The following is a 22,161-nucleotide window of genomic DNA, read 5'->3' on the forward strand; positions in this document are numbered from 1 at the left end:
GTGTGAATGCGCCATGAATGCATCACCTCGTTCACAACTCACAGTAGATCAACGCACCGGAATCCGTCCACGCCATTCGCGCCCCTGCCCGACCGTGGCGCCGAGCTGGCGGAGCGAAAGCCCGATATCCGGCTGCGGCGTCCCGAAATCCGCGAGTTCCTGCGCGGCCGGGTAGAGCCATCCGGGCGCGTTCACGATTTCGGTACGAAGCCGATCCTCGCCGTCGAGAACGCCGATTTCATAGCGCTCGCTCTCCTCCCCCAGCGGCACCTCCGCCAGCTCCCAGGAATCACCGTCGATCCGCGTCCGCCGGAGCCAGCTCAGGACGATGCCGTCCCCGGTCCGGGTCGCTCCAGGCCGGACCGGGGAGAGCGGGAAGAGCGCTTCGCCCGTGATCGCGGTCTCGAACTCGACCATCGTCGCATCGCCGACATCGTCGCGGACCGGACCGACGCGATAACGCTGCCTCCGGCCGATATCCGCCAGATCGCTCGTCAGCGAGACAGCCGCCCCATCCAGCACCACCACCCGGGCGCCGGCCGGCAGCAGCCGTGCCGCCGCGGCCTCGCTGCCGCCGATCCCGCGGATCAGGCCCGACAGGCGGAACTGTTGCGGCCCGACCAGCTCGACCTGAGACACCGTAACGATCTCGACCGCGCCATCCTCATCGACCAGGGCGAGTGCGTTCGCTCCGGCCAGCGCCGCCTCCGGCGAGACGGAGGACAGCACGCCGCCGCGCAGCCTGACCTCCAGCACGGCACGCCGATCGGTCCGCCAGAGCGGCCCCGGCGGCAATGCCGTCAAGGTCTCGCCGACGATCGAAGGCGCCTCGACGAAGCCGTCCAGCGCGAACTGCCCGGCCTCGTCGGCGCGCCAGATCGCGAGGCCACCCGGCCAGGGCGCGGCGAAGGCGGCGAGCGACAGCAAAGGCGGCGGCTGCACGGTGACGATCGGCAAGGCCAGCGGCACGGCGAGCGGGCGCCCGGGCAAGGCGGGAGGTGTGCGCGGCGGACGCGTGCCACCGCTCGTTCCCGTCGTCACGTAGACCGCCGGTTCGACGGCGCGCGCGCTGACTTTCCGCGCCGGACCGTCGGAGATGCGGGTGACGCGGAACAGGCGGTTGCCGGCTTCCGTCGACACGGACAGGACATCGCCGGGCTCGATCGCGATGCAGCGCGGCGACAGCTCGCATTCCAGAGCTTCGCGCCCGGCCCAGGCTTCCTGCAAGCGCTGGTCCGCAAGGCGCTGCCCCTCGGCCGAGCGGGTCACGATCGCGGTGTCGACGGCGACCTCGCGGCGAGCTGCCCCCGCCAGCCGGCGCGAGCGCGCCGCGGCGCTGCGATAATCGGCCTCGCTGTCGCTGAAGCCGAGGCGCAATTCGAGCGGCAGTTCGGTCTCCTGGCTGCGCCGCAGCGTGAACGGCTCGCCATCGCGATCGGGAACGAGATCGTCGGGGCCGAGCAGGCGGGAAACCTGGCCGCCCCTGCCTTCGAAACGCAGGGTTCCCCCGCTCATGACCGCATCGAAGCCGAAGCTCTGGGCGAGCGGCTCCAGCGCCTGCCTCGCCGATAGCGGGCGGTCCAGCACGAAACCGTCGACGAAGCCGTCGACCGTGATCCGGTCCGCCGGTGGCAGGCCGAAATCGGCCAGGAGCCTGGCAACGAGCCGGTCGACCGGCGTGCCTTCCAGGCGCCCGTTCAGCCAGTGACCGGTCTCGAAATTCGCGCCGTCGGCCCAGATGCCGGAGATGTCAGGGAAAGCCGGAAAAGGCCGCATATCCCAGGTCCAGACGAATATCCTGTCGGGATCGACCATGCGGATGCCGCTGACCGGATGAACCGGATTGCGCGCGGGATCGAACCCGGCCCGCGCCGGATCGAAGCCCGAGATGATCGCCTCCAGCGCACGGGCCTGCACCAAATCGTCGCGCACTCCGCTCGAAAACGGCGGATAGCCGCCTTCGTCCGATTTGGGATCGGGGAACATGTTGGGCGCATTGGCGCCCTTGTCGACGGCGGGCACGCCAATCTCGGTCAGCCAGACCGGCTTGCCGCCGGGCACGAACGGGGTCGCCGTCGTCTCGACGCCGCCCGCACGGCGGATATGAAGCTGGCTCCACCAGCCCCACAAATCCTTGGGCCGGAAGATCCAGGGCTTGCCATAGGCGCCGTCGGTGATCGGCAGGCGCGCCTGCGCGTCCCGGCCGGCCTCGTCTACATAGTACCAGTCATAGGCCTCGCCGGCGGTCAGGCGCTGGCGCAGATAGGCGAGATCGGCCGGGCCGCGCGCGATCGCGGCATCGGCATGGCTGCCGGAATCGCGCCAGTCCGAAAGCGGCGGATAGAAATCGATGCCGATCGCGCCGATCGCGGGGGAAGCCCAGAGTGGATCGAGCGGAAAATCGATGCTGTCGCCGCCCTCGCGGACATCCGCACCGTATTCGGTCCAGTCGGCGGCATAGGTCGCGACCGTGCCGGGAAGCATCGTCGTGACGTCCTGCGCGATGGCCGTGAGCTGATCGACCATGGGATAGCCGGCCGCGCCGCGCAGATGCGTCAGCCCGACCATCTCGGAGCCTATGACGAAACCCTCTACGCCGCCGGCGGCCTGCGCCAGCGCGGCGCAGTGCATCACGAGGCGGCGATAGGACCATTCGTCCGGCGTGGCGCAGGTGACGCTGTCGCCCGCCACGGCCATATCGGCGGGCGCGACGGTGCCGACGAAGGATGCGATCTGCGCCGCAACCGCCGCGCTGTCCTCCGGGCTGCCCGGCCGGCCCGGCGCCGGATCGCAGGTGATGCGGCCGCGCCAGGGATAGCGCGGCTGGCTCGCCGACTCCGAATAGGGATCCGGCAGCGTGTTTCCGGCGGGGATGTCCATCATCAGGAAGGGGTAGAGCACGACCTCCAGCCCGTAATCGAAGCGCAGGCGCCGGATCAGCGCGACGACGCTCTCGTCCGAGGGCGTGCCGCCGAAGGCCGGCCGCCCGGAGACCTGGCTGACGGCGCGGGCCGAGGAGCGCGTCAGCCCCGCAACGGACCATTGCGCCCCAACCGTGGGCTTGTGCGAGAGCTCGATCCGGGGCGCGACGGTGCAAGCGCCGGCGCGCAGATCGTCGCCGAACCAGGACACGACCAGCGAAACCCGGCGCAGACTGGGGCACAACGACAGGAGATGGCTGAGCGCGGTGTCGGCATCGCTGCCGCCATAAAGCTGATGGCGCGTCAGGCTTTCGCTGACGCCGGGCTCGGGCTCGTGGCTGACCGCACGGACGTCGTAGACGAACTCGCCGGCCCCCGGCGTCAGCGCCACCGCGCGGATCATGCCGCCCAGGCCGTCGACGGCGCGCACGACCTCGAAATCGAACTGCGGCACGCGGTTGCCGTAATCGGCCAGCGGAAAGCGCTCGAACACGACATAAGCAAGCCCGCGATAGGCCGGCGCCTCGCCCGCTTCCTTCGCAGCGATCAGCGGATCCGGCTCCTGCGTCTCATGGCCGTGATGCAGACGCATCGAGACCGTCGCGACGTCAAGCTCGCGCCCGTCGACCCAGATGCGCCGGATGAAGGCGATCGGCCCCTCGCACAGTCCGATCGCGAGGTTGGCATGGTAGCTATAGGTCGTCTCGAAGGTCTTCCTGGAGCGGCCGCCACCCTTGCCGCCGCTCTTGGTGCGCGTGATCGAGACGGTGACCTCCTCCTCGAAGCGCGTCGCCCAGATCAGTTGGCCGCCGAGCCGCGCCCGGCCGTAGAGACGCGGTATCGCGCCTCCTTCCGTCGCGGCGAGGCCGTTGACCTCCTTAAGGCGCGGGCCGTCGACGATCTTGTTCCCGCCGCCGGCACCGCCGAGCCAGGCCTGGTCGATGCTGGCGCCGGCGAGCCCGCCCAGGGCCTGGCCGATGACGCCACCGATCGAGCCGCCCAGACCCGATCCGAGGGCGGACCCGGCAACCTGGAGAAGAAGCGTCGCCATCAGTCGGTCACTCCGGGGAAGGAAAAGGCATGGCTGAGATGGCGTTGCCACCAGGGCGTGAAGGCGACCTCGGCGACGGCCGCGCCGTCATGGGCATGAATGAGGCGGTCGGGCGCCGACAGGATCGCGCAATGCTTGGCCGGCAGATGCGCGCGCCAGCGAAAGAGCAGCACGTCGCCCGGTCTCGCCTCCGCGATGGCGAGCGGCCGCAGATGCCGCTCCGCCGCCAGAGCCAGCGTCTCCTGCCGCAGGCTCTCGGCCCAGCTCGGCGAATAGGGCGGCGGCATTTCCGGCTCGGCTCCGCAGAGGTCGCGCCAGACGCCGCGGACCAGCCCGAGGCAATCGCAGCCGACGCCGCGCAGCGAGGCCTGATGATGATAGGGTGTGCCCAGCCAGAGCCGCGCCGCCTCGACGATCTCGTCGCGCGTCATCGGAACAGGCTCCCGCCGTCGAGCGCCCCGTCGCCGGGGCGGACGCCGCCGATGATGAAATCGCTGGTCGGCATATGCGGGAAGCCGCGGAAATTGACGCCGTTGGCGAATTTGGCGCGACAGGTCGCGAAGATCTTGTCGCAGCCCGGCGTCACCCGGAAGCCGTCGCCAATAGCAATCGGCGCCGCCGGCGCCTGCCAGAGCTGGAACAGCGCCTGCGCGCCCTCGCGGCCATGCCGCTTCACCTCGGTGGCGAAACCCGCATTCGCACCGCTGGTGAAGACCAGCCTGCCGGCGGTGAAATGACCGTCCGGGTAGGAGCCCATGCCCTCAGCCGAGAACGAGAGACGGCCGTCGCTCGCGATGACCTCGGCTTCGGCCGCAACGAGCGCGACGCCGCAGCGCGCGTCGCCGAGATCGGCCGAGCAGGAGCGCATGTAGAGCCGGCCCCTCTCCTCGTCGAAAGCCTTGGCGAAGCTGCGGATTTCGGCCGTGAAGCTGGTCTCGCCACGCTTGATCTCGCCGACGAAGCCTTCCTCCATCAGCACGCGCTGGCCTGGGTCGGCCCAGTTGACCAGCCAGACGCGGGCGCGCGCATCGTCGTAAAGCCCGCGCGCCAGGTCGGTTTCGTTCAGCCCGAAGGCCGCGAAGGCGCCGGCGACCTCGCCGCCACCGATGGCGAAGCCGAGCTCCGCCGCGCTTTCCGCCGCTTCGACACCGGTCGTCGCGGCGAAGTCGACGCCGTCGAAAGACAGCTTGCGATCGTGATCGGTGAAGCCGAGCACGAGCCCGTCGCGGCGCGTCAGGCTCCAGCAATGGCAAAGCGTCGTCGCAGCCGTCTCGAGATGGGCGGCGAGACCGGAGGGGATGTCACGCATGGGTGGGCCTCAGGGAATAATCTCGACCACGGGAACGCGCGGGATCTCGCCGGCCGCGAAGGCGGAGAGATCGACCTCGATGGCGTCCGTGTCGAAGCGGACGGGCACGTCGAAGGCGAAGCCGGCGGTGAGGACGGCGCCGAGCGGTGGGATCGATCCGGCCGCGATGGTGACCTGTCCCGTCGACAAATTGCAGGAGAAGGCGCTTCCCGCGAGTTCGACGCCATCCATGGCGATCCGCACCGTGCCGGCACAGGGCTTGGTGATCTCGCGGCTATAGGCGGAGGCGCCTGCCCCGTAGGCCTTGCAGAGCTGGAAGACGGAGGCGACACCGTCGCCGACCCCGATGACCTGGTCAGTCGCCGCCGGCTCCTGCGAGGGCGGGCCGCTCTTCCAGTCGAGCTGGTCGCGCCAGCGGAAGCCGTGGAGCCGGCCGCGCCGTTCCTCGAAGAAGCTCACCACGGCGGCGAGCGCATCGAGCGTGCGGATGCCGAGCCCGGCATCATAGCGGCGGCGCGAATGGGCCCAGCGGCTGTTGCGGACCTCGCGCCCGGAGGCGAGCGTCACGATCTGGGTCTGGCGTTCCGGCCCACCGCGCGCGCCGCGCGCGACATCGAGCGGGAAGCGGACCTCATGGAAATCCGGCATGCTACCCCTTCCTCAGAGCGCGCGCCGGCCGCGCGCGACGGCACGGGCGATCGCCGCGGAGACCTGCGCCTCCGAGCGGCGGAAGCTGTCGGCATCGGGGGTCGAGACCTGCACGACGACGTTGAGCGGGCGCCCCTGCCCACTGCCGGCGCGTACGCCGAGGCGCCCATCCGGCCCGCGAGCGAGCGGCATGATCGCCTCGGCCCCGCGCTCGCCCATCAGGCCGAGCCCGCGCCCGGTCGGGAAATAGGAGGGCGAAGCGACGATGCCGCCCTCGGCGAAGGGCGCAATCGGCACGGTGCCGCCGGAACCGCCCAGGCCGATGCCGCCGAATAGACCCGTCAGGCCCTTGATGCCCGTGCTCAGCAGGCTCGACAGGCCGGTCTGGAGCGGCTTCAGCGCCGTCTTGAGCAGGCTGTCGGTCATCGAGCGGCCGACGCTGCGCAGCACGTCCTCGAAGCGCTTGCCCTCGACGACCCCGCGCGAAAAGGCATTGACGATCGACTTGCCGAAGCTCTCCGAGGACCGGCTCAGCGACTGTGTCAGCCTGTCCATCGCCCTGAGATCGGAGAGGCGCCCTCCCGACTCGATACCGTCATCATCCGTCATGACCGTCACCTCGTTGGTTTGGTTGGAATGGCCGTCTCAGGCGTCGGGAAAGGCGGCCATCAGCGCAGCCAGCGCCGGGCGCTCCGGCGCAGAAGCACGGGACCGGTCCTGATAGGCCCGCAATGCCGCCGCGATCTCGCGCGGCGTCGCGGCCCAGAAGCGCTCGGGCGGCCAGGCCAACCGGCCGAGCCCGAAGGCCATCACCTCGTCCCAGGGAAAGCCCGCCGGCGCGCCTATGCCGGCGGCTGCGGAGGGCGGGATGCGTCCCCACCCTCGCCGAAGGTCGCCTCGAGCAGCGCGATCGCAGCCTTGATCGCTCCGCTGAGGCCGCCATCGAAGGAAAGCTCGGCGACATCCTCGTCGCGGATCGCCCTGCCCGCGCCGCGCAAGCCCGCGGCGATGATGCGGATGATGTCGCGGGCGGAGAGCCTGCCCTCGACGAAGCGCTCGCCCAGTGCCGGGAGGCTGTCGACGGCGAAGGCATGCTCGAGCTCGGCGAGCGCGCCGAGGGTCAGGCGCATCGGCAGGGTTTCGCCGGAGACCATGAGCGCGGTCTCGCCGCGATGACGATTGACCATGACCGCCCTCCTCAGAGCGCCGCAAAGGCGAGCGGGCCGGCCGATTCCAGCGACAGGTCGAAGGTGACCTCGCCGGCATGGTCGCCGCGATATTCCAGCCCCGTGAGCTGAAACGGGCCCGAGATCGTGCCGAAATCCGGCACGACGATCTGCCAGTCACGGATCACCCCGTCGAAGAAGCTCTGGCGCACGAGCGCGTCGGAGGCCTCGTCCTTGAATATGCCGGAGCCGCTGATGCTGGCACGGCGCACGCCGGCGCCCGCCAGCAGTTCGCGCCAGCGCCCGGCCGATTCCGAATGCGTCACGTCGACGGTCTCGGCGTTGAAGGCGATCTGGCGCGCCCTCAGGCCGGCGACCGTGACGAAGCCGCCGGCACCATCCCCTGCCTTGAGCAGCAGGTCCTTGCCCTTTTGTGCCGCCATGCGGCTTCTCCTTTGAATCTGAAGCATTTTCAAGCGAAGTGGGAACCGGTTCGCTTGAAGAAAATGCGATAAAACAAGGCCCTAAAGCGTTTCGGTGGCGGCACGGAAGCGGACCGTCACTTGCGGCAATCCGTTGCGCGCCTCGCGGGCGAGCCGGCTCGACAGCCAGCGCAGATTGACCAGCGCATGCCCGTCCAGGGCGAGATCGACCTGGTCGAGCGCCGAGACGATCAGGCCCGCCGCCTCCAGCGCCTGCCGAGACGAACTGCTCTGTGCAGCCCAGACGACGAGCGCGAATTCCTGCTCGCAACCCCGGTCGCTGCCGGTCGACCAGTCGCGCGCCTCGACCTCGCCATGGACGACATAGAACCCGCGCGCCGCGCGTGGCGCTTCGTCGAAAACGCGATCGGGGCCGATCAACGTGGTCAGCGCGGCATTCGCGACAAGACGTGCCTGAACGGCAGCGCGAAGGGCCAGAATGGCATCGCTCATGGCGTCACCTCCTCGGCGAGGCAGATCAGACGCCGGCGAGCGCCGTCGGGGTCGGCGGCGGAGCGAATGTCGAACAGGCGATCGCCGTCGCGCAGGCGCCGGCCGGCATCGACATCGCCACGCCAGCGCATGGTGATGCGGTAGCTGCGCGACTGCTCCGGCCGGCCCTGACGCCAGGCTTCCGTACCGGAGATCCACTCGACCTGGGCCCAGAGCGCGGCGACGGCCTCGAAGACCTGCGTCGCGCCGCCGAGCCCGTCCGGCGACGCGACCGGCGCTTCCAGCACGAGCCGGCGCCGCATCCGACCGATGGCGGACGATTCCTGCGCCATGCTCACAGCCTCCCGCGGCGGAACGGCGCGACCAGCGCAGCGATCGCCACCGGCAGGGCTTGCGCATCGCGGCCGGCGACATCGCCGCGCTGCTCGAACCAGCGGGCGGCGAGGCGCAGCACCGCCTGCCGCAACGGCGCCGGCACGGCGGCAGCGGTCGCGCCATAGCCGGCGGCGACGTCGATCTCGATCGCGCCGTGGACGCGGCCGATCTCCGGCAGCTCGCCTGTCAGGCGGATAACCGGCGGATCGGCTGCCTTGTCCAGGGTCAGGGACGCAGCCGCGACGACCTGGGCGGAACCGAGCACGTCATAGACGCGCGCCGCGTCGATCCGCAGCAACGGCGAGAGCGGCAGGCGGATCTCACCGCCCGCCGGCCAGCGATCGAGCACGATGCGCCAGGGCTGCTCGATCAGGCAGCGGCCGGATGCCGCCTCGATCATCAGCCTTGCAGCGGTGATCAAGGTGGTGAGCAAGGCGTCCTCGTCGGTCTGGTCGAGGCGCAGGAACTGGCGCGCTTCGGTGAGCGTCACCGGCTCCATCGTCGGCGGACCCAGGGCAAGCGGCGTCATGGGCGCTCCCTTCATTCGTTCGATTGCATGAGGTTCGACCGCGAGGCCGCGGCCGAAGAGGGTTCATCTGCGGCGCCGGGCGCGCTATTGAGCGATCTCTCGAAGAGGAGCGCCCGATGCGCATCGCCAACCGGATCGTCGCCATCGGCCTCGCTTTCGCCGCAGTAGCGAGCTTCGGGAGCCTGCCGGTGGGAGCCGTCGTTGCCGGGCAGGAAGGCGGGCCGGCCGCTGGCTCGACATTGATGGTGCTCAACGCCCGCGGCGGGGTCTGCACCGGCATCGTCCTGTCGCCGCGCGCCATTCTGACCGCGGCTCATTGCGCCGCCGGAGGCACCGAACTCCGGATTCACTGGCGGGAAGCCGGAGAGCCGGTCCTGATCGTGCCAGCTTCCGTCGCGTTGCATCCGGAATTCGACGCCGGTGCCATCCGCAGCCGGCGCCGCACGATCGATCTTGCCCTGATCCGCCTGGCCGAGCCCCTGCCCCGCCGGTTCAGCGCGGCGATGCTCGTCGATGGCGCGCTGCCGCGCGCCGGCAGCGACATCACGCTTGCCGGCTACGGCGTCTCCCGCGAGGGCGAGGCGCGCAGCATGGGCATCTACCGCTCGGCGGCGCTGAAAACCGTCGAGCCTTACGGGCCCGGCCGCATCCTGCTCTGGGCGGCCGACAGTGCCGGCGGTGGCAAGCGCCCCGGAGCCGGCGCCTGCCAGGGCGATTCAGGAGGCCCGATCTTCGGCGACACAGGAATTGTCGCGATCACGAGCTGGTCGACCGGCCCTTCCGGACGCCAATGCGGCCTGCTCAGCCAGGGTGTTCTCGTCGCGCCGCAACGCGGCTGGATCGATTCCACCTTGTCGAGATGGGGCGAAAGCGCGCACTGGACGCGCGACCGCTGAGGGAAGGGCTGGACTGTGGCGCGCCACTCCCTAGATTGGTTGGCCGGTCCACTGGTTCGTTTCATGCTCTCTCGCTCGTCGCTCGCCCTTGCCTGTTTCCTGGCCGCCGGCGCCGCTCATCCGGCGCTCGCCGTGGTCGGCGGCGTCGATTCGCGCGACAAGCTCGGCGCCCGCGCCTCGACCGTGCGGGTCGAGACGAGCCGCGGCGAGCTCTGTTCGGGCGCGGTGATCGCGCCCGAGATCGTGCTGACCGCGGCCCATTGCCTGATGGGTGGCGGCTCCATCAGCGTCGTCAGCCTCGACACGCGCTTCCGGGCGCGCCGCCAGCAGGTCGTCGCCGTGCTGCCGCATCCGAGCTTCGTGCCCGGCACGACGCCGCGGACGCAGCCCGGCACTGATCTTGCGCTGTTGCGCCTGGCGCGCCCGCTGCCCCGCGATATCGAACCGTTGATGCTCGGCAGCGGCCTCTGGCAGGGCGAGACCGTCACCATGGCCGGCTACGGGTTGTCGTCGGAGAACAACAAGCGCACGGCCCGGCGCCTGCGCGAGACCCAGCTCGTCAATGCCGGCAACTACACGACCCAGAACACGGTCAAGGTCGCCGTCGATGCCGAGAACCGCGGCGAGACGCCGGGCGCCGGTGCCTGTCGCGGCGATTCCGGCGGGCCGGTGATGCGGGGCGACGCCCGCTCGCGCGACCTCGTCGGCATCGTCAGCTGGTCGAGCGGCCCGCTGAGGACGCGGGCGAAGCGGATCTGCGGCGGCTTCACGGCGATCACGCCCATCAGCGACTATCGCGGCTGGATCGCCCAGGGCAGCGCGCGGCTGCTCGCGCTCGGCGGCGAAGCGCCGCCGGAGCAGGCGGCCGAGCCGCGCGCCGCCTTCAGCTGGTGGTTCTCGCGCTGATTCTTCAGCGAACCGGGCCGTCATGCTCGCCCCTGTGGCGAGCATCCAAGTATTGCCGCCACCCCTCGAAAGGCGAAGACGTGGATGGTCGGGACAAGCCCGACCATGACCGAGACCGCGCGGCCGACGACTCAGACCGCGAACTTGAGTCCCTTGATCGCGGCGAAGTCCTGGACGCCGCCGCCGACGCGCTTGGTCGTGTAGAACAGCACATAGGGCTTGGCGGAATAGGGATCGCGCAGGATGCGGACGCCCGCCCGGTCGACGACGAGATAGCCGCGGCGGAAGTCGCCGAAGGCGATCGAGACCGCATTGTTGGCGATATTCGGCATATCCTCCGCCTCGACGAGCGGGAAGCCGAGCAAGGTCGCCGGTGCGCCGGCCGAGGCAGGGGGCTGCCAGAGATAGTTGCCCGTCGAGTCCTTGAACTTGCGGATCGCTCCTTGCGTCTTCCGGTTCATCACGAAGGAAGCGTTCTGGCGATAGCCGGCCTTCAGCGCGTAGACGAGATCGACCAGCACGTCGGAAGGGTTCGAGGCCGGAAAGGCGCCGGCCACACCGGTGTTGAGCACACCGACATTGCCCCAGCTCCAGCTCGCGTCGGCGACCGTCGGATAGGCCAGGAACCCCTTCGGCTTGTCGACGCCGTCACCATTCACGAAGGCCGCGCCCTCCTGCTCGGCGAAGGCGCTTTCGACCTCCTCGGCGATCCACTGGTCGATATCGACGATGGCGTCGTCGAGCAGGGTCTGGGTCGCCGCCGGCATGGCGTAGAGCTCCATGGCCGGGAAGGAGAGTTCGGCCAGAGTCGGCGACGCACCCTGCGGCCGCGCCGCCGTCTCCGCCACCCAGCCGGAGGCCGGGCCGGTGGTCGAGAACGCTTTCTTATAGGTGCCGGACGAGATCGTGCGGACCGTGGCGAGCGCGCGGATCGGCGAGACATTGGCCAGGCGGCGCAGGATCTCGCCCTCGACGGTGGCCGGCGCGAGGTAGCCGCCATCCGGGCCCGAGCCGGCGGAGAGCGCCTTGGCCTCCAGCCGCTTCAGCCCGCCGGCCTCGCCGGTACGGACATAGGAAGCGAAGGCCGCCTTGTGCTCAGCCGTCAGCGGATCGCGCGGGCCGTCATGGCCGAGCGCCGGGCGGGCGCGCTCCAGCGTGAGCCGGTCGATGCGGCGCATGGTGTCGTCGAGCGCCGCATCCATGCGGACGAGCTTCTCCTCGGTCAGCGGGTCGACGCCCTGGCGCGCCTCGAGCCCCGCGAGGCGCTCCTCGTTGGTGGCACGGTAGTTTTCGAGCGTGTAGCACAGATCCTCGAAAGCCAGCGCGAGATCGCCGCCGGCGGCCTTGGTCTCTGGCACGGTGTTGAGATGGCTCATGGTCTCTCCTCGGGGGTGATGGTCAGATGAAGGCTGGCGGCCGCGTCGCCTTGACGGCGGCGATCCGGGCCTGGGGCAGCATCGGGAAGGTCACGACCGAGACCTCCCAGAGATCGATGCGTTCGAGCCGACGCAGGCCGGTTCGCGGTTCGGTACGGGCTTTCTCATGGCGAAAGCCGATCGAGAGTCCGTCGATCGCACCGTCGAGCATCAGCGCATGGATCTCGCGGGCCCGGGCGACAGCCAGCGACAGCCGGCCGCGCACGAACAGGCCACGGCTATCCTCGGTGAGGCTCGACCAGCGGCCGATCGGCTCGGCCGGATCATGCTGCCAGAGCATCTTCACACCGCCCGGCCCGCGCCTTTGCAGGCTCTCGCGGAAGGCGCCGGGCTCGACGATATCCTTGCCGAGATCGGGAATACGGAACAGGCTGGCATAGCCCTCGAAGACGCCGTCCAGTCCGATCCGGGCCGGCTGGAGTGGCAGCAGCTTGGATTCGAACGAGGCGCGGGCCGGGCTCGGTCGCCTCATCGCTCGCCCTCCGTGCCGTCCCGGCCACCCTTCGTCCGCCCGGTCTCGAGCTTCGCGAGCTGGCTGACGAAGCGGCTGAAGGTCTCGACCGGCGCGCCGCCGCGCGACGCCCTCCCGGCACGGGCTGGCATGGGCGCCTTGGGCGGCGGCTTGGCCGTGCCGTTTCTGCCTTTCATGACGGGTCCCCCTCGTGGCGTGCGTTGAAGCGGTTGAGCTCGCGGACGAAATCGTCGAAGCGGCGATTGGCGGCGGTCAGCTCGCGCAGGACGAGCCAGGCCAGTCCCGAGGCGCTCGCGGCCCAGAGCAGCAGGCCGAGATGGCCGACATCGGCACGGCCGACGAAGGCCGCGACGACCTGTTCGAGCATGTTCATGAGGTCTCCTTCCCGGAGGCGCGCCGGCCGTAGCCGACGGCCTCGCGCTTCTCGTCCTCGTCGAGGAAGGTCGCAGCGCCGAGCCGGCGCCAGAGCGATTCCCGCTCGTCGGCCAGCGCCTCGATCGCATCGAGATCGGGTTCCAGGGTGAGTTCGTCGCCGAAGGCCGGGCCGAGCCATTGCGCCAGCGACTGCGAGGTGCGCCGCACCAGCGGAATGACGGTCTGGCGCCAGAGCGCACGATTGGCCTCGGCGAAATTGGCATGGGTGTTGTCGCCGGGCAGCCCGAGCAGCAGCGGCGGCACGCCGAAGGCGAGCGCGATCTCGCGGGCTGCGACGCCCTTGGCGGCGACGAAATCGAGCTCCGCCGGCGTCAGCGAGAGCGGCTTCCAGTCCAGCCCGCCTTCGAGCAGCAGCGGGCGGCCGGCATTGCGGGCACCCTGGAACGAGTCCTCCAGTTCCTGCTTGAGCCGCTCGAACTGCGCCTCGGTCAGCGTCGCGCCTTCCGGCCCGTCATAGACCAGGGCTCCGGAGGGGCGCGCGGCGTTGTCGAGCAAGGCCTTGTGCCAGCTCCCCGCTGCATTGTGGATGTCGAGCGACACCGCTGCCGGCTCGATCGGCGACAGGCCGTAATGGTCGTCGACGGGGTGGAACAGCGTCAGGTGCAGGATCGGCGGCAGGCCGCCCTCGTCCTGCCGGAAGCGCACCGTGTCGCCACCGACCGTGTAATCATAGGCCTCGGGCCAGCCGTCGCGGCCGGGTACGACGCGCATACGGTCGGGCCGGAGCGCATAGAGCTCGCGCGGCTCGCGGCCGGTGCTCACCGCCTCGACATAGGCATTGCCGGCCACGAGCAGATGCCCGACCAGCATCTCGCGGAAGGCGATGCCGCCCTGGCGCGGGTTCGGCCGCTCGATCAGGGCGAGCGCCGGATGCTCCGGCATCTCACGGGCACCGATCTTGGCGACGAGCGGCGTCTGCGCCGCCGCCTCCGCGATCAGGCGGATGCAGCGATGCACGACCGGGTTGCGCTCATAGCCCTCCCGCGAGAGCGCGACATAGTCGCGCGGCGTCCAGACGGCGCGCCCGGCCTCGTGCAGCGCGATCAGCGGCCCGACGCGCGAGCGCTTCTGGTCCGGCGCGGCACGGCCGCGCAGGCTGCGAAGAAAATCGAACATGGATGTCTCGCTTTTCTAAGTGCTGTCGTGCCCGGGCCTGAACCCGAGCGTCTCCAGACTGATCTTTGACCACCCATCGCGCCGTCATCCCGGGCGAAGCGAAGCGCAGACCCGGGATCCATGCCTGAACCTTTGCCGGAAGCGCTTCGGAATGGATCCCGGATCGGCGCGGCTTCGCCGCTTGTCCGGGATGACAGCCAGTGGGACTACATCCCCCTCACCCGCGGCCGGGCCTTCGGTGCCAGCATCAGATGGGTCAACGCCCAGACGAGCGCATCGAGTCGGTCGGGCGAGCGCCCCGTTTCGAGCCCGCGCGGCCCGAAGGCGCACATCTCGTCTTCGAGTTCGGGAAAGGCCCCGGCATGGCGCACCCGGCCCTGCGCATAGAGCGCGGCGACCGGCTCGGCCCGAAGATATTTGCCACGAGTCGCCCGCACGGCGACGACAGGCACGCCGGCATCGACCTCGCGGATGATACTTTCGACCATCTCGCCGCCCTGGTTGACCTCGACGACCAGCACATCCGCTTCGTGGCGGCGATAGAGCGCGACCGCCCTTTCCGCCCATTCCTGCGGGCGGGCGCCGGCCAAGGTCGCGTCCTCCAGCACATGGCCGATGCCGTCATGGTCGACGCCGGCGACGACGAGCCCGCAGCGGTCGGCCCGCTGCGAGGAGGTGGCGGGCGGATCGACCGCGACCGCGATCCGGGCGAGCGCCGGCTTCTCACGTTCGCGGGTCGCCTCGATCATCGCCCGCGTCCAGAGCGCGTCCGGGCTTTCCTCGACGATCTCGCCGTCGAGTTCCTGCCGGCCGAGCCGCGTCCCGCCATAGGTCTGCGTGACCGTGCGGACGAATTCGGCCGCGAGATTGTAGCGGTTGTCCTGCGTCCGCGCCCGGCTCACCGCGACATGCGGCTCGACCAGCAGGCGCTTCACCAATGGCAGCGGACGGGGAGTCGTCGTCACGACCTGGCGGGGATGGTCGCCGAGGCGCAAGCCGAATTGCAGCATGTCCCAGCTCTCCTGAAGGTTCGGCCACTTGGCCAGTTCATCGGACCAGGCGGCGCCGAATTGCGGGCCGCGCAATCCTTCCGGGTCTTCGGCGGTGAAGACCTGCGCGATCGCGCCAGTCGACCATTGCAGGCGGCGCAGCGAGGGCTGCCAGATCGGCCGCTCCCCGCGGGTATGGATCGAGAGCAATCCGGAGACGCCCTCGATCATGACGTCGCGAACCTGCGCCTGCGTCTCGCCGACGAGGGCGATCCGTTCGATCGGCATATCGGCATAGGGCGGATGACCCAGCGCCATGCCCTTGACCCATTCGGCCCCGGTGCGGGTCTTGCCGGCGCCGCGCCCGCCCAGCACCAGCCAGATCGGCTTCAGCGGGTCGGGCGGCAATTGATCCGGGCGCGCCCAGATACTCCAAGTGGAGCGAATGATCTCGACATCATCCGCCGTCGCCGTCGGCATCAGCTTCCTGAGGATTCTCACGCGCGTCCTGAGCGACAAGGGCCTCAAGACGTCGAGCAAGATCCTGACGGAGCTGTGCGACATGTCGCAAATCGTCGGCAGCGGAAGGGTCATCCGAGCGCTTGTCCTTCCTCGTGGCCGGGGGCTCCTCGATCGCGACCAGCTCGCGTACGGTGCGGGCGAGCACGGCGAGCGCCTTGGCGTCGGCCTCGCTTGCGGTCGTGCCCTTCGGCAGGTCGGCGAGGTGCTCCTCATGGGTGTCGATCTGGCGCTTGGCGGCGCGCCAGAGCTGCCCCACCACCGCCTTGCGGGAGATCGCTTTGCGTTTCGACTTCGGCCCGGCGGCCGGCTGCGGCGTGGTCTCGTCCTCTTCGGCCATCGCGTCCTTCCCGATGACAGGCACGAAAAAGCCGCCGGCTGGAGAGCGCGGCGGCTTCGTTCGGGCATATTTCGTGAGCGTTCCCGATCTCTACCGGATCAGCGTCACGATGTCAAGGACAAAATTCCTACAACCTTGAGGGGCATCAACCTCCATCAACTCGCCGGCGCTCGCCCAGCACCCAGCCCTCATCCTGAGGAGCGCCGTAAGGCGCGTCTCGAAGGATGTTTCAGGAGGCTCCGGAATTATCTGGAACATCCTTCGAGACGCCGCTGACACGGCTCCTCAGGATGAGGGCTGAGACCTTTGCTCAAACCTGCTCCTTCTCGATCCATTTATAGGTCGCGGCCGGAACATAAGCCTGCATCCGGTCGAGCAGCGTCGCCGGCTCGGTATCGGTCATCGCCATCGCCCGGTGGTTCTGCTTCAGGAAGCCCGCCTCGACGGTGCGGTCGAGGAAAGTTGCCAGCGGATCGTAGAAGCCGGCGACATTGAGCAGGCCAAGCGGCTTGGCGTGGATGCCGAGCTGGCCCCAGGTCCAGATCTCGAACAGTTCCTCGAAGGTGCCGATGCCGCCTGGCATGGCGATGAAACCGTCCGAAAGCTCGGCCATGCGCGCCTTGCGGGTGTGCATGGTGTCGACGACCTCAAGCCGGGTCAGCCCGACATGGCCGACCTCCTTGTCCTTCAGCGCCTTCGGGATGACACCGTGCACCTCGCCGCCGGCCTCCATCGCAGCGTTGGCGACGATGCCCATCAGGCCGACCGCGCCGCCGCCATAGACCAGCGTCAGGCCGCGCCGGGCGATCTCGGCGCCCATGGCGCGGGCGCCCGCCGCGTAGACGGGCTCATTGCCGGGATTGGAACCGCAGAAGACGCAAACCGACCTCATGAACCGAGAGCCTGCAGGATACGGGCCCAAGAGCGCTGGCCCTTGTGGAAGGAGGACAGGTCGTATTTCTCGTTGGGCGAATGGACCCGGTCGTCATCGAGGCCGAAGCCGACGAAGAGCGTGTCGATGCCGAGCGTGCGCTTGAAATCGCCGCCGACGGGGATCGAGCCGCCGCTGCCGATCGAGACGACGCGCCCGCCCCATTCATCGGCAAGCGCGCCGCGCGCCTTCTGAAGCACGGGCGAATCCACCGGCACCGCCAGCGCCGGCGAGCCGGAATGGCTGATGAACTCAGCCGTCACATCCTCCGGCAGGCGCTCGCGGATGAACTGGTGGAAGGCTGCGGCGATCTTCGCCGGGTCCTGGTCGCCGACGAGGCGGAACGAGACCTTGGCCGAGGCCTGGCCCGGAATGACCGTCTTGCTGCCCTCGCCGGTATAGCCGCCCCAGATACCGTTGACGTCGCAGGTCGGGCGCGACTGGATCTGCTCGATCAGCATCCGGCCCTTCTCGCCGATGGAGTGCTTCAAGCCGACCTGACCAAGGAATTCCTTCTCGGTCAGGTTGAGATCGGCCCATTCCGCCTTCTGGGCATTGGTCGGCTCATGCACGCCCTCGTAGAAGCCGGGAATGGTGATGCGGCCGGTCTCGTCATGGATCTCGCCGAGAATACGAGCGAGGAGATGGATCGGGTTCGCAGCCGCACCGCCGAACAGGCCGGAATGCAGGTCGCGGTCGGCCGCCGTCAGCGTGACCTCCTGATAGACCATGCCGCGCAGGGTCGAGGTGATCAGCGGCGTCTCGCGGTCCCACATGCCGGTGTCGCAGACCAGCGCGTAATCGGCCTTCAGCTCCGCGGCATTGGCCTTGATATAGCCCGGCAGGTTGACCGAGCCGGACTCCTCCTCGCCCTCGACGAGGATGGTCAGGCCGATGGGCAGGTCGCCGGTTTCGGCCAGCGTCGCGCGCACCGCCTCGATGAAGGTCATCACCTGGCCCTTGTCGTCGCAGGCGCCACGCGCCGAGATGATCCTGCGGCCGGGCTCCAGCTCGCGGACGACCGGCTTGAACGGGTCGGTTTCCCAGAGGCTGACGGGATCGACCGGCTGGACATCGTAATGGCCGTAGAAGAGCGCATGCGGCGCGCCGGGTTTCGGACGATGGGCGAGGACGACGGGATGCCCACCGGTTTCGCGCAGTTCCGCCTTGAAGCCGAGGCCTTCCAGATCGGCCCGCAGCCATTCGGCCGCGGCGCGCGTCTGCGCATTGAAGGCCGGATCGGTGCCGATCGAGGGGATTTCGAGCCAGGCGGAGAGGCGGTCGAGCGAGGCGTCGAGCCCATCGTCGAGACGGGCGAGAATGGCGGGGAGCTTGGTCATGGCGGCCATCGGATGCGATTCAGGTGACATCATCATGGCAAGCCCCGCCCGGTGCGTCAGCCTCTATTCGCGCATGACGGGCAGGCTCTCCCTCCCCGGCCACCCCTAGTTGCCAACCATTTGCAATTACGTTGACAACACTGCGGCGCACCGATAGCCCTTATTGCAACCAAGTTGCAGCAAGGCATTTTCATGTCGCAAGGCGCCCCCGAATCCTCGTCGATCTGGCTTCGATCGCGGGGCGAACCGTCCCTGACGGATGTCTTCCGCACCATCAAGGTGACGCCGACCTCCTCGAACTGGCGCAAGTTCCTCGCCTTCTTCGGGCCGGGTTATCTCGTCGCCGTCGGCTATATGGATCCCGGCAACTGGGCGACGTCGCTCGCCGGCGGCGCCCAGTACGGCTACACGCTGCTCGTCGTCGCGCTGGTCTCGAACCTGATGGCGATCATCCTGCAATCGCTTTGCGCGCGGCTCGCCATCGCCTCCGGCCGCGACCTCGCCCAGGCCTGCCGGGACGCCTATCCGCCCTACATGGCCTTCCCGCTCTGGCTGTTGGCCGAACTCGCGATCTGCGCAACCGATCTCGCCGAGGTGATCGGCACCGCGATCGGCCTCAACCTGCTCTTCGGCATCCCGCTCGAGATCGGCGTGCTGATCACCGCCTTCGACGTCTTCGTGATCCTCTGGCTGCAGACGCGCGGCTTCCGCTGGATCGAGGCCTTCATCATCACGCTGCTCGGCGTGATCGCGCTGTGCTTCGGCATCCAGATCGCGCTGGCCGACCCGAACTGGGGCGAGGTCATCCGCGGCTTCGCGCCGACGACGGAGATCGTGACCAACCCGAACATGCTTTATATCGCGCTCGGCATCATCGGCGCGACGGTGATGCCGCATAACCTCTATTTGCACTCAGGCATCGTGCAGACCCGGGCCTATGGCGAGACGCTGCCGGAAAAGCGCGAAGCGCTGAAATACGCGACGATCGATTCCACCGTCGCGCTCTGCTTCGCGCTTCTCATCAACGCATCGATCCTGATCCTGGCCGCAGCCACCTTCCACAAGGCGGGCCATACCGATGTCGCCGAGCTCGGCAAGGCGCAGGAGCTGCTTCAGCCGCTGCTCGGCGCCTCGATCGCGCCCTCGCTCTTCGCCATCGCCCTGCTCTGCTGCGGCCTGAACTCGACGGTGACCGCGACCATGGCCGGGCAGATCGTGATGGAGGGCTTCCTGCGTATCCGCCTCCCCGCCTGGATGCGGCGGCTGGTGACGCGCCTCGTTGCGATTGTGCCGGCGATCGCCGTGACGCTGATCTACGGCGAGAGCCAGACCGCCAAGCTGCTGATCCTCAGCCAGGTCGTGCTCAGCCTGCAATTGCCCTTCGCGGTCGTGCCGCTGGTGATGTTCACGGCCTCGAAGCAGAAGATGGGCGCGCTCGTCGCCCCGCGCTGGCTCAGTCTGACCGCAGCCATCATCGCCGCGATCATCATCGTGCTGAACCTCAAGCTGATCATCGATTTCGCCACGGGGGCGTGAGGATGGTAGCGCGTGCCAACAGGCGTCATGCTCGCCCTTGTGGCGAGCATCCACGTCTTGACCCACGCCCTCGAAACGCGAAGACGTGGATGGTCGGGACAAGCGCGACCATGACGGAAAGCTCTCAGCGCTTCCCGGACATCGACCCCAGAATTCCCCGCAGGATCGCCGTTCCAACCTGCCGGCCGATCGAGGTCGCGGCCGAGCGGGCGGCCGAGGTGATGATCTTCTCGGCCATGCTCTGCGGCAGCGGGCCGCCGCGCGAGCCCGGTCCCGTCTTCGGGCGCTGCTGGGGAGTACCGCCGCCGAGCCAGCCGCCGATCGTGTCGAGGATGCCGCCGCCCCCGCCATCCGCCGAAGCCTCGACCGGGGAACCGTCCGGATTGAGGTTCTTGCGCGCCATCAGGATCTCATAGGCCGACTCGCGATCGACCATGGTCTCGTATTTGCCCTTCTCGGGCGAGGCGTTGATCGCCTGCTGGCGCTGCTGCGGCGAGCAGGGGCCGACCTGCGCCATCGGCGGCGCGATCAGGGCGCGCTCGACCATTTCCGGCGAGCCCTTGCCTTCGAGCATCGAGACCAGCGCCTCGCCGACGGCGAGCTGGCTGATCGCCTCCTCGGTCTTGATCTTCGGGTTCTGGCGAAAGGTCTCGGCGGCGGCGCGCACCGCCTTCTGGTCGCGCGGCGTGAAAGCACGCAGCGCGTGCTGAACGCGGTTGCCGAGCTGGGCCAGCACCGTATCGGGAATGTCGAGCGGGTTCTGCGTGACGAAATAGACGCCGACGCCCTTCGAGCGGATCAGGCGCACGACCTGCTCGACCGCTGTCAGCAGCGCCTTCGGCGCACCGTTGAACAGCAGATGCGCCTCGTCGAAGAAGAAGACGAGCTTTGGTTTGTCGAGATCGCCAACCTCCGGCAACTGCTCGAACAGCTCCGAGAGCAGCCAGAGCAGGAAGGTGGCGTAAAGCCGCGGATTGTTCATCAGCTTGTCGGCGGCGAGGATGTTGACGATGCCGCGGCCGTCGCGATCCGTCTTCATCAGGTCGTTGATATCGAGCGCCGGCTCGCCGAAGAAGAGATCGCCCTTCTGGTTCTCCAGCACGAGCAGGGCGCGCTGGATGGTTCCGACCGTTGTCGCGCTGACGTTGCCGTATTTCGTCGTCAGATCCTTTGCATTCTCTGCGATGAAGGTCAGGATCGCGCGCAGGTCCTTGAGGTCGAGCAGCAGCAGCTTCTGCTCGTCGGCGATGCGGAAGGCGATGTTGAGCACGCCTTCCTGCGTATCGTTGAGGTCGAGCAGGCGGGCGAGCAGCAGCGGCCCCATCTCGGAGATCGTGGCGCGAACCGGGTGCCCCTGCTCGCCGAACACGTCCCAGAAGACGGTGGTGAACTGGTCCGGCTCGTATTTGAGACCGAGCTCCTTGGCCCGGTTGACGAAGGGCGGCTTGGAATCGCCGGGCGCGACGATGCCGGAGAGATCGCCCTTGATGTCGGCCGCGAAGACCGGGACGCCGTTGCGAGCGAAGCCCTCGGCCATCACCTGGAGCGTCACGGTCTTGCCGGTGCCGGTCGCGCCGGTCACCAGCCCATGGCGATTGGCGAGCTTGAGCAGGAGGTTTTCAGGCTTGCCGCTCTTGCCGATCAGAATCGCGCCGTCATCCGCCATCACGTCCGCCTATGAGATTTCCCAGAACCTGGGTGGAGGGTGTAACCAAACGACGCAGAAGGCGGAAGCCCAGGCCGTTGGAAATCAGATCGTAAACATGTAAACTATTTTTCGAAGGCTTCGTGGCGAAGCCGTTTGGCGAGGGGTTCAAAGTCCATGGAAGAGTTGCTTACGCGCGTGGCTGCGGTTGCCGGCATCAACGAAGAGCTCGCCCGCAAGGCGGTCGGCATCATCCTCGCCTTCCTGCAGAAGGAAGGGCCGCCCGCCGAGATCGGCCAGTTGATGGCGGCCCTGCCGGGCGCGCAGGCGCTGGCCGATGCCGAAGGCGGCGCAAAGGGCGGCATGCTCGGCGCGATCGGCGGCCTGATGGGCGGTGGCGGCGGCGTGATGGCGCTCGGCGGCCAGCTCATGGGCGCCGGCCTCTCGATGGGCCAGATCCAGAGCGTCTCGAAGGAAATGTTCGCCGTCGGCCGCGAGAAGGCCGGAGAGGACGCGATGGGCGCCATCGTCGGCGCGATCCCGGGCCTCGGCCAGTTCGTCTGATCCCGGTTGCATTCTTGAACGCCGCGGCACCGTCTCAGGATAGCGCTGCGGCGTTTTTGCATTCCCGCACCCGTCTTGCGACGAAGTAGGGATGGCGGTGCG

At 68.8% G+C, this 22,161-nt stretch carries 25 protein-coding genes; 4 read left to right on the forward strand and 21 right to left on the reverse strand.

Translation table 11 applies throughout. From position 1 onward, the window contains the following. Positions 1-48: 48 nt before the first annotated feature. The 11 genes from OCUBac02_RS17285 to OCUBac02_RS17330 form a co-directional block, all read right to left on the reverse strand. Complete coding sequence (locus tag OCUBac02_RS17285) at positions 49-3,972, reverse strand: baseplate multidomain protein megatron (RefSeq protein WP_173047358.1); 3,924 nt, start codon at positions 3,970-3,972, stop codon at positions 49-51. After that, complete coding sequence (locus tag OCUBac02_RS17290; protein WP_173047360.1) at positions 3,972-4,403, reverse strand: NlpC/P60 family protein; 432 nt, start codon at positions 4,401-4,403, stop codon at positions 3,972-3,974. The genes OCUBac02_RS17285 and OCUBac02_RS17290 overlap by 1 nt, the downstream gene beginning before the upstream one ends. After that, positions 4,400-5,281 carry a DUF2163 domain-containing protein gene (locus OCUBac02_RS17295; RefSeq protein WP_173047362.1) on the reverse strand — a complete coding sequence of 294 codons (882 nt, stop codon included), beginning with the start codon at positions 5,279-5,281 and terminating at the stop codon, positions 4,400-4,402. Before OCUBac02_RS17295 ends, OCUBac02_RS17290 begins: the two co-directional genes overlap by 4 nt. 9 nt (positions 5,282-5,290) lie before the next feature. Further along, entirely contained in the window at positions 5,291-5,929 is a 639-nt protein-coding gene (locus tag OCUBac02_RS17300; RefSeq protein WP_047579551.1) for a DUF2460 domain-containing protein, read from the reverse strand. Positions 5,930-5,941: 12 nt separating this feature from the next. Next, complete coding sequence (locus OCUBac02_RS17305; protein WP_173047364.1) at positions 5,942-6,538, reverse strand: phage tail tape measure protein; 597 nt, start codon at positions 6,536-6,538, stop codon at positions 5,942-5,944. A gap of 36 nt (positions 6,539-6,574) precedes the next feature. Then, a complete protein-coding gene (locus OCUBac02_RS27365) occupies positions 6,575-6,799 on the reverse strand; it encodes a phage tail assembly chaperone (protein WP_348521657.1) in 225 nt (74 codons plus the stop codon). Beyond that, positions 6,772-7,116 carry a gene transfer agent family protein gene (locus tag OCUBac02_RS27370; protein ID WP_244638970.1) on the reverse strand — a complete coding sequence of 115 codons (345 nt, stop codon included), beginning with the start codon at positions 7,114-7,116 and terminating at the stop codon, positions 6,772-6,774. The genes OCUBac02_RS27365 and OCUBac02_RS27370 overlap by 28 nt, the downstream gene beginning before the upstream one ends. Positions 7,117-7,127: 11 nt before the next feature. Next, the gene (locus OCUBac02_RS17315) at positions 7,128-7,538 is read right to left on the reverse strand and encodes a phage major tail protein, TP901-1 family (protein ID WP_047576756.1); all 411 of its coding nucleotides are present in this window, start codon (positions 7,536-7,538) and stop codon (positions 7,128-7,130) included. A gap of 81 nt (positions 7,539-7,619) precedes the next feature. Continuing rightward, positions 7,620-8,030 (reverse strand): DUF3168 domain-containing protein, encoded by a 411-nt coding sequence (locus tag OCUBac02_RS17320; protein ID WP_173047368.1) that lies wholly within the window; start codon positions 8,028-8,030, stop codon positions 7,620-7,622. After that, positions 8,027-8,362, reverse strand: coding sequence for a phage head closure protein (locus OCUBac02_RS17325; RefSeq protein WP_173047369.1), 336 nt, complete (start codon positions 8,360-8,362; stop codon positions 8,027-8,029). Before OCUBac02_RS17325 ends, OCUBac02_RS17320 begins: the two co-directional genes overlap by 4 nt. 2 nt (positions 8,363-8,364) lie before the next feature. Continuing rightward, positions 8,365-8,934: a head-tail connector protein gene (locus tag OCUBac02_RS17330; RefSeq protein ID WP_173047371.1), complete on the reverse strand. Its 570-nt coding sequence runs from the start codon at positions 8,932-8,934 to the stop codon at positions 8,365-8,367. A 116-nt stretch (positions 8,935-9,050) separates the two neighbouring features. On the opposite strand from OCUBac02_RS17330, the gene OCUBac02_RS17335 reads away from it, so the two are divergent. Next, positions 9,051-9,830, forward strand: coding sequence for a S1 family peptidase (locus tag OCUBac02_RS17335; RefSeq protein WP_173047373.1), 780 nt, complete (start codon positions 9,051-9,053; stop codon positions 9,828-9,830). 63 nt (positions 9,831-9,893) lie between these two features. Next, entirely contained in the window at positions 9,894-10,736 is an 843-nt protein-coding gene (locus OCUBac02_RS17340) for a S1 family peptidase (protein WP_173047375.1), read from the forward strand. Between the two features lie 131 nt (positions 10,737-10,867). Here OCUBac02_RS17340 and OCUBac02_RS17345 read toward each other — a convergent pair whose 3' ends face one another. The 9 genes from OCUBac02_RS17345 to OCUBac02_RS17385 form a co-directional block, all read right to left on the reverse strand. Then, positions 10,868-12,112, reverse strand: coding sequence for a phage major capsid protein (locus tag OCUBac02_RS17345; protein WP_173047377.1), 1,245 nt, complete (start codon positions 12,110-12,112; stop codon positions 10,868-10,870). Positions 12,113-12,134: 22 nt separating this feature from the next. Beyond that, on the reverse strand, positions 12,135-12,644 hold the full coding sequence (locus OCUBac02_RS17350; RefSeq protein ID WP_173047379.1) for an HK97 family phage prohead protease: 510 nt from the start codon (positions 12,642-12,644) through the stop codon (positions 12,135-12,137). Next, positions 12,641-12,820 carry a hypothetical protein gene (locus OCUBac02_RS17355; RefSeq protein ID WP_173047382.1) on the reverse strand — a complete coding sequence of 60 codons (180 nt, stop codon included), beginning with the start codon at positions 12,818-12,820 and terminating at the stop codon, positions 12,641-12,643. Before OCUBac02_RS17355 ends, OCUBac02_RS17350 begins: the two co-directional genes overlap by 4 nt. After that, positions 12,817-13,017, reverse strand: coding sequence for a hypothetical protein (locus OCUBac02_RS17360; RefSeq protein WP_170843290.1), 201 nt, complete (start codon positions 13,015-13,017; stop codon positions 12,817-12,819). Before OCUBac02_RS17360 ends, OCUBac02_RS17355 begins: the two co-directional genes overlap by 4 nt. After that, positions 13,014-14,195 (reverse strand): phage portal protein, encoded by a 1,182-nt coding sequence (locus OCUBac02_RS17365; RefSeq protein WP_173047384.1) that lies wholly within the window; start codon positions 14,193-14,195, stop codon positions 13,014-13,016. The genes OCUBac02_RS17360 and OCUBac02_RS17365 overlap by 4 nt, the downstream gene beginning before the upstream one ends. Before the next feature lie 206 nt (positions 14,196-14,401). After that, positions 14,402-15,664: a DNA-packaging protein gene (locus OCUBac02_RS17370; protein ID WP_173047386.1), complete on the reverse strand. Its 1,263-nt coding sequence runs from the start codon at positions 15,662-15,664 to the stop codon at positions 14,402-14,404. After that, positions 15,642-16,067: a hypothetical protein gene (locus tag OCUBac02_RS17375; protein WP_156134781.1), complete on the reverse strand. Its 426-nt coding sequence runs from the start codon at positions 16,065-16,067 to the stop codon at positions 15,642-15,644. The genes OCUBac02_RS17370 and OCUBac02_RS17375 overlap by 23 nt, the downstream gene beginning before the upstream one ends. A 286-nt stretch (positions 16,068-16,353) precedes the next feature. After that, positions 16,354-16,935, reverse strand: coding sequence for an LOG family protein (locus OCUBac02_RS17380; protein ID WP_047580174.1), 582 nt, complete (start codon positions 16,933-16,935; stop codon positions 16,354-16,356). Next, positions 16,932-18,314, reverse strand: coding sequence for a M20/M25/M40 family metallo-hydrolase (locus tag OCUBac02_RS17385; RefSeq protein ID WP_047580177.1), 1,383 nt, complete (start codon positions 18,312-18,314; stop codon positions 16,932-16,934). The genes OCUBac02_RS17380 and OCUBac02_RS17385 overlap by 4 nt, the downstream gene beginning before the upstream one ends. Before the next feature lie 192 nt (positions 18,315-18,506). On the opposite strand from OCUBac02_RS17385, the gene OCUBac02_RS17390 reads away from it, so the two are divergent. Further along, the gene (locus OCUBac02_RS17390) at positions 18,507-19,850 is read left to right on the forward strand and encodes an Nramp family divalent metal transporter (protein ID WP_173047388.1); all 1,344 of its coding nucleotides are present in this window, start codon (positions 18,507-18,509) and stop codon (positions 19,848-19,850) included. 124 nt (positions 19,851-19,974) lie between these two features. Here OCUBac02_RS17390 and OCUBac02_RS17395 read toward each other — a convergent pair whose 3' ends face one another. Further along, entirely contained in the window at positions 19,975-21,516 is a 1,542-nt protein-coding gene (locus OCUBac02_RS17395) for a helicase HerA-like domain-containing protein (protein ID WP_173047390.1), read from the reverse strand. A 156-nt stretch (positions 21,517-21,672) separates the two neighbouring features. Here OCUBac02_RS17395 and OCUBac02_RS17400 point away from each other — a divergent pair, with 156 nt between their 5' ends. Next, a complete protein-coding gene (locus OCUBac02_RS17400) occupies positions 21,673-22,059 on the forward strand; it encodes a DUF2267 domain-containing protein (RefSeq protein ID WP_047580352.1) in 387 nt (128 codons plus the stop codon). Positions 22,060-22,161 lie beyond the last annotated feature (102 nt).

Origin of the sequence: Bosea sp. ANAM02, assembly GCF_011764485.1 — a bacterium.
GTDB lineage: Bacteria > Pseudomonadota > Alphaproteobacteria > Rhizobiales > Beijerinckiaceae > Allobosea.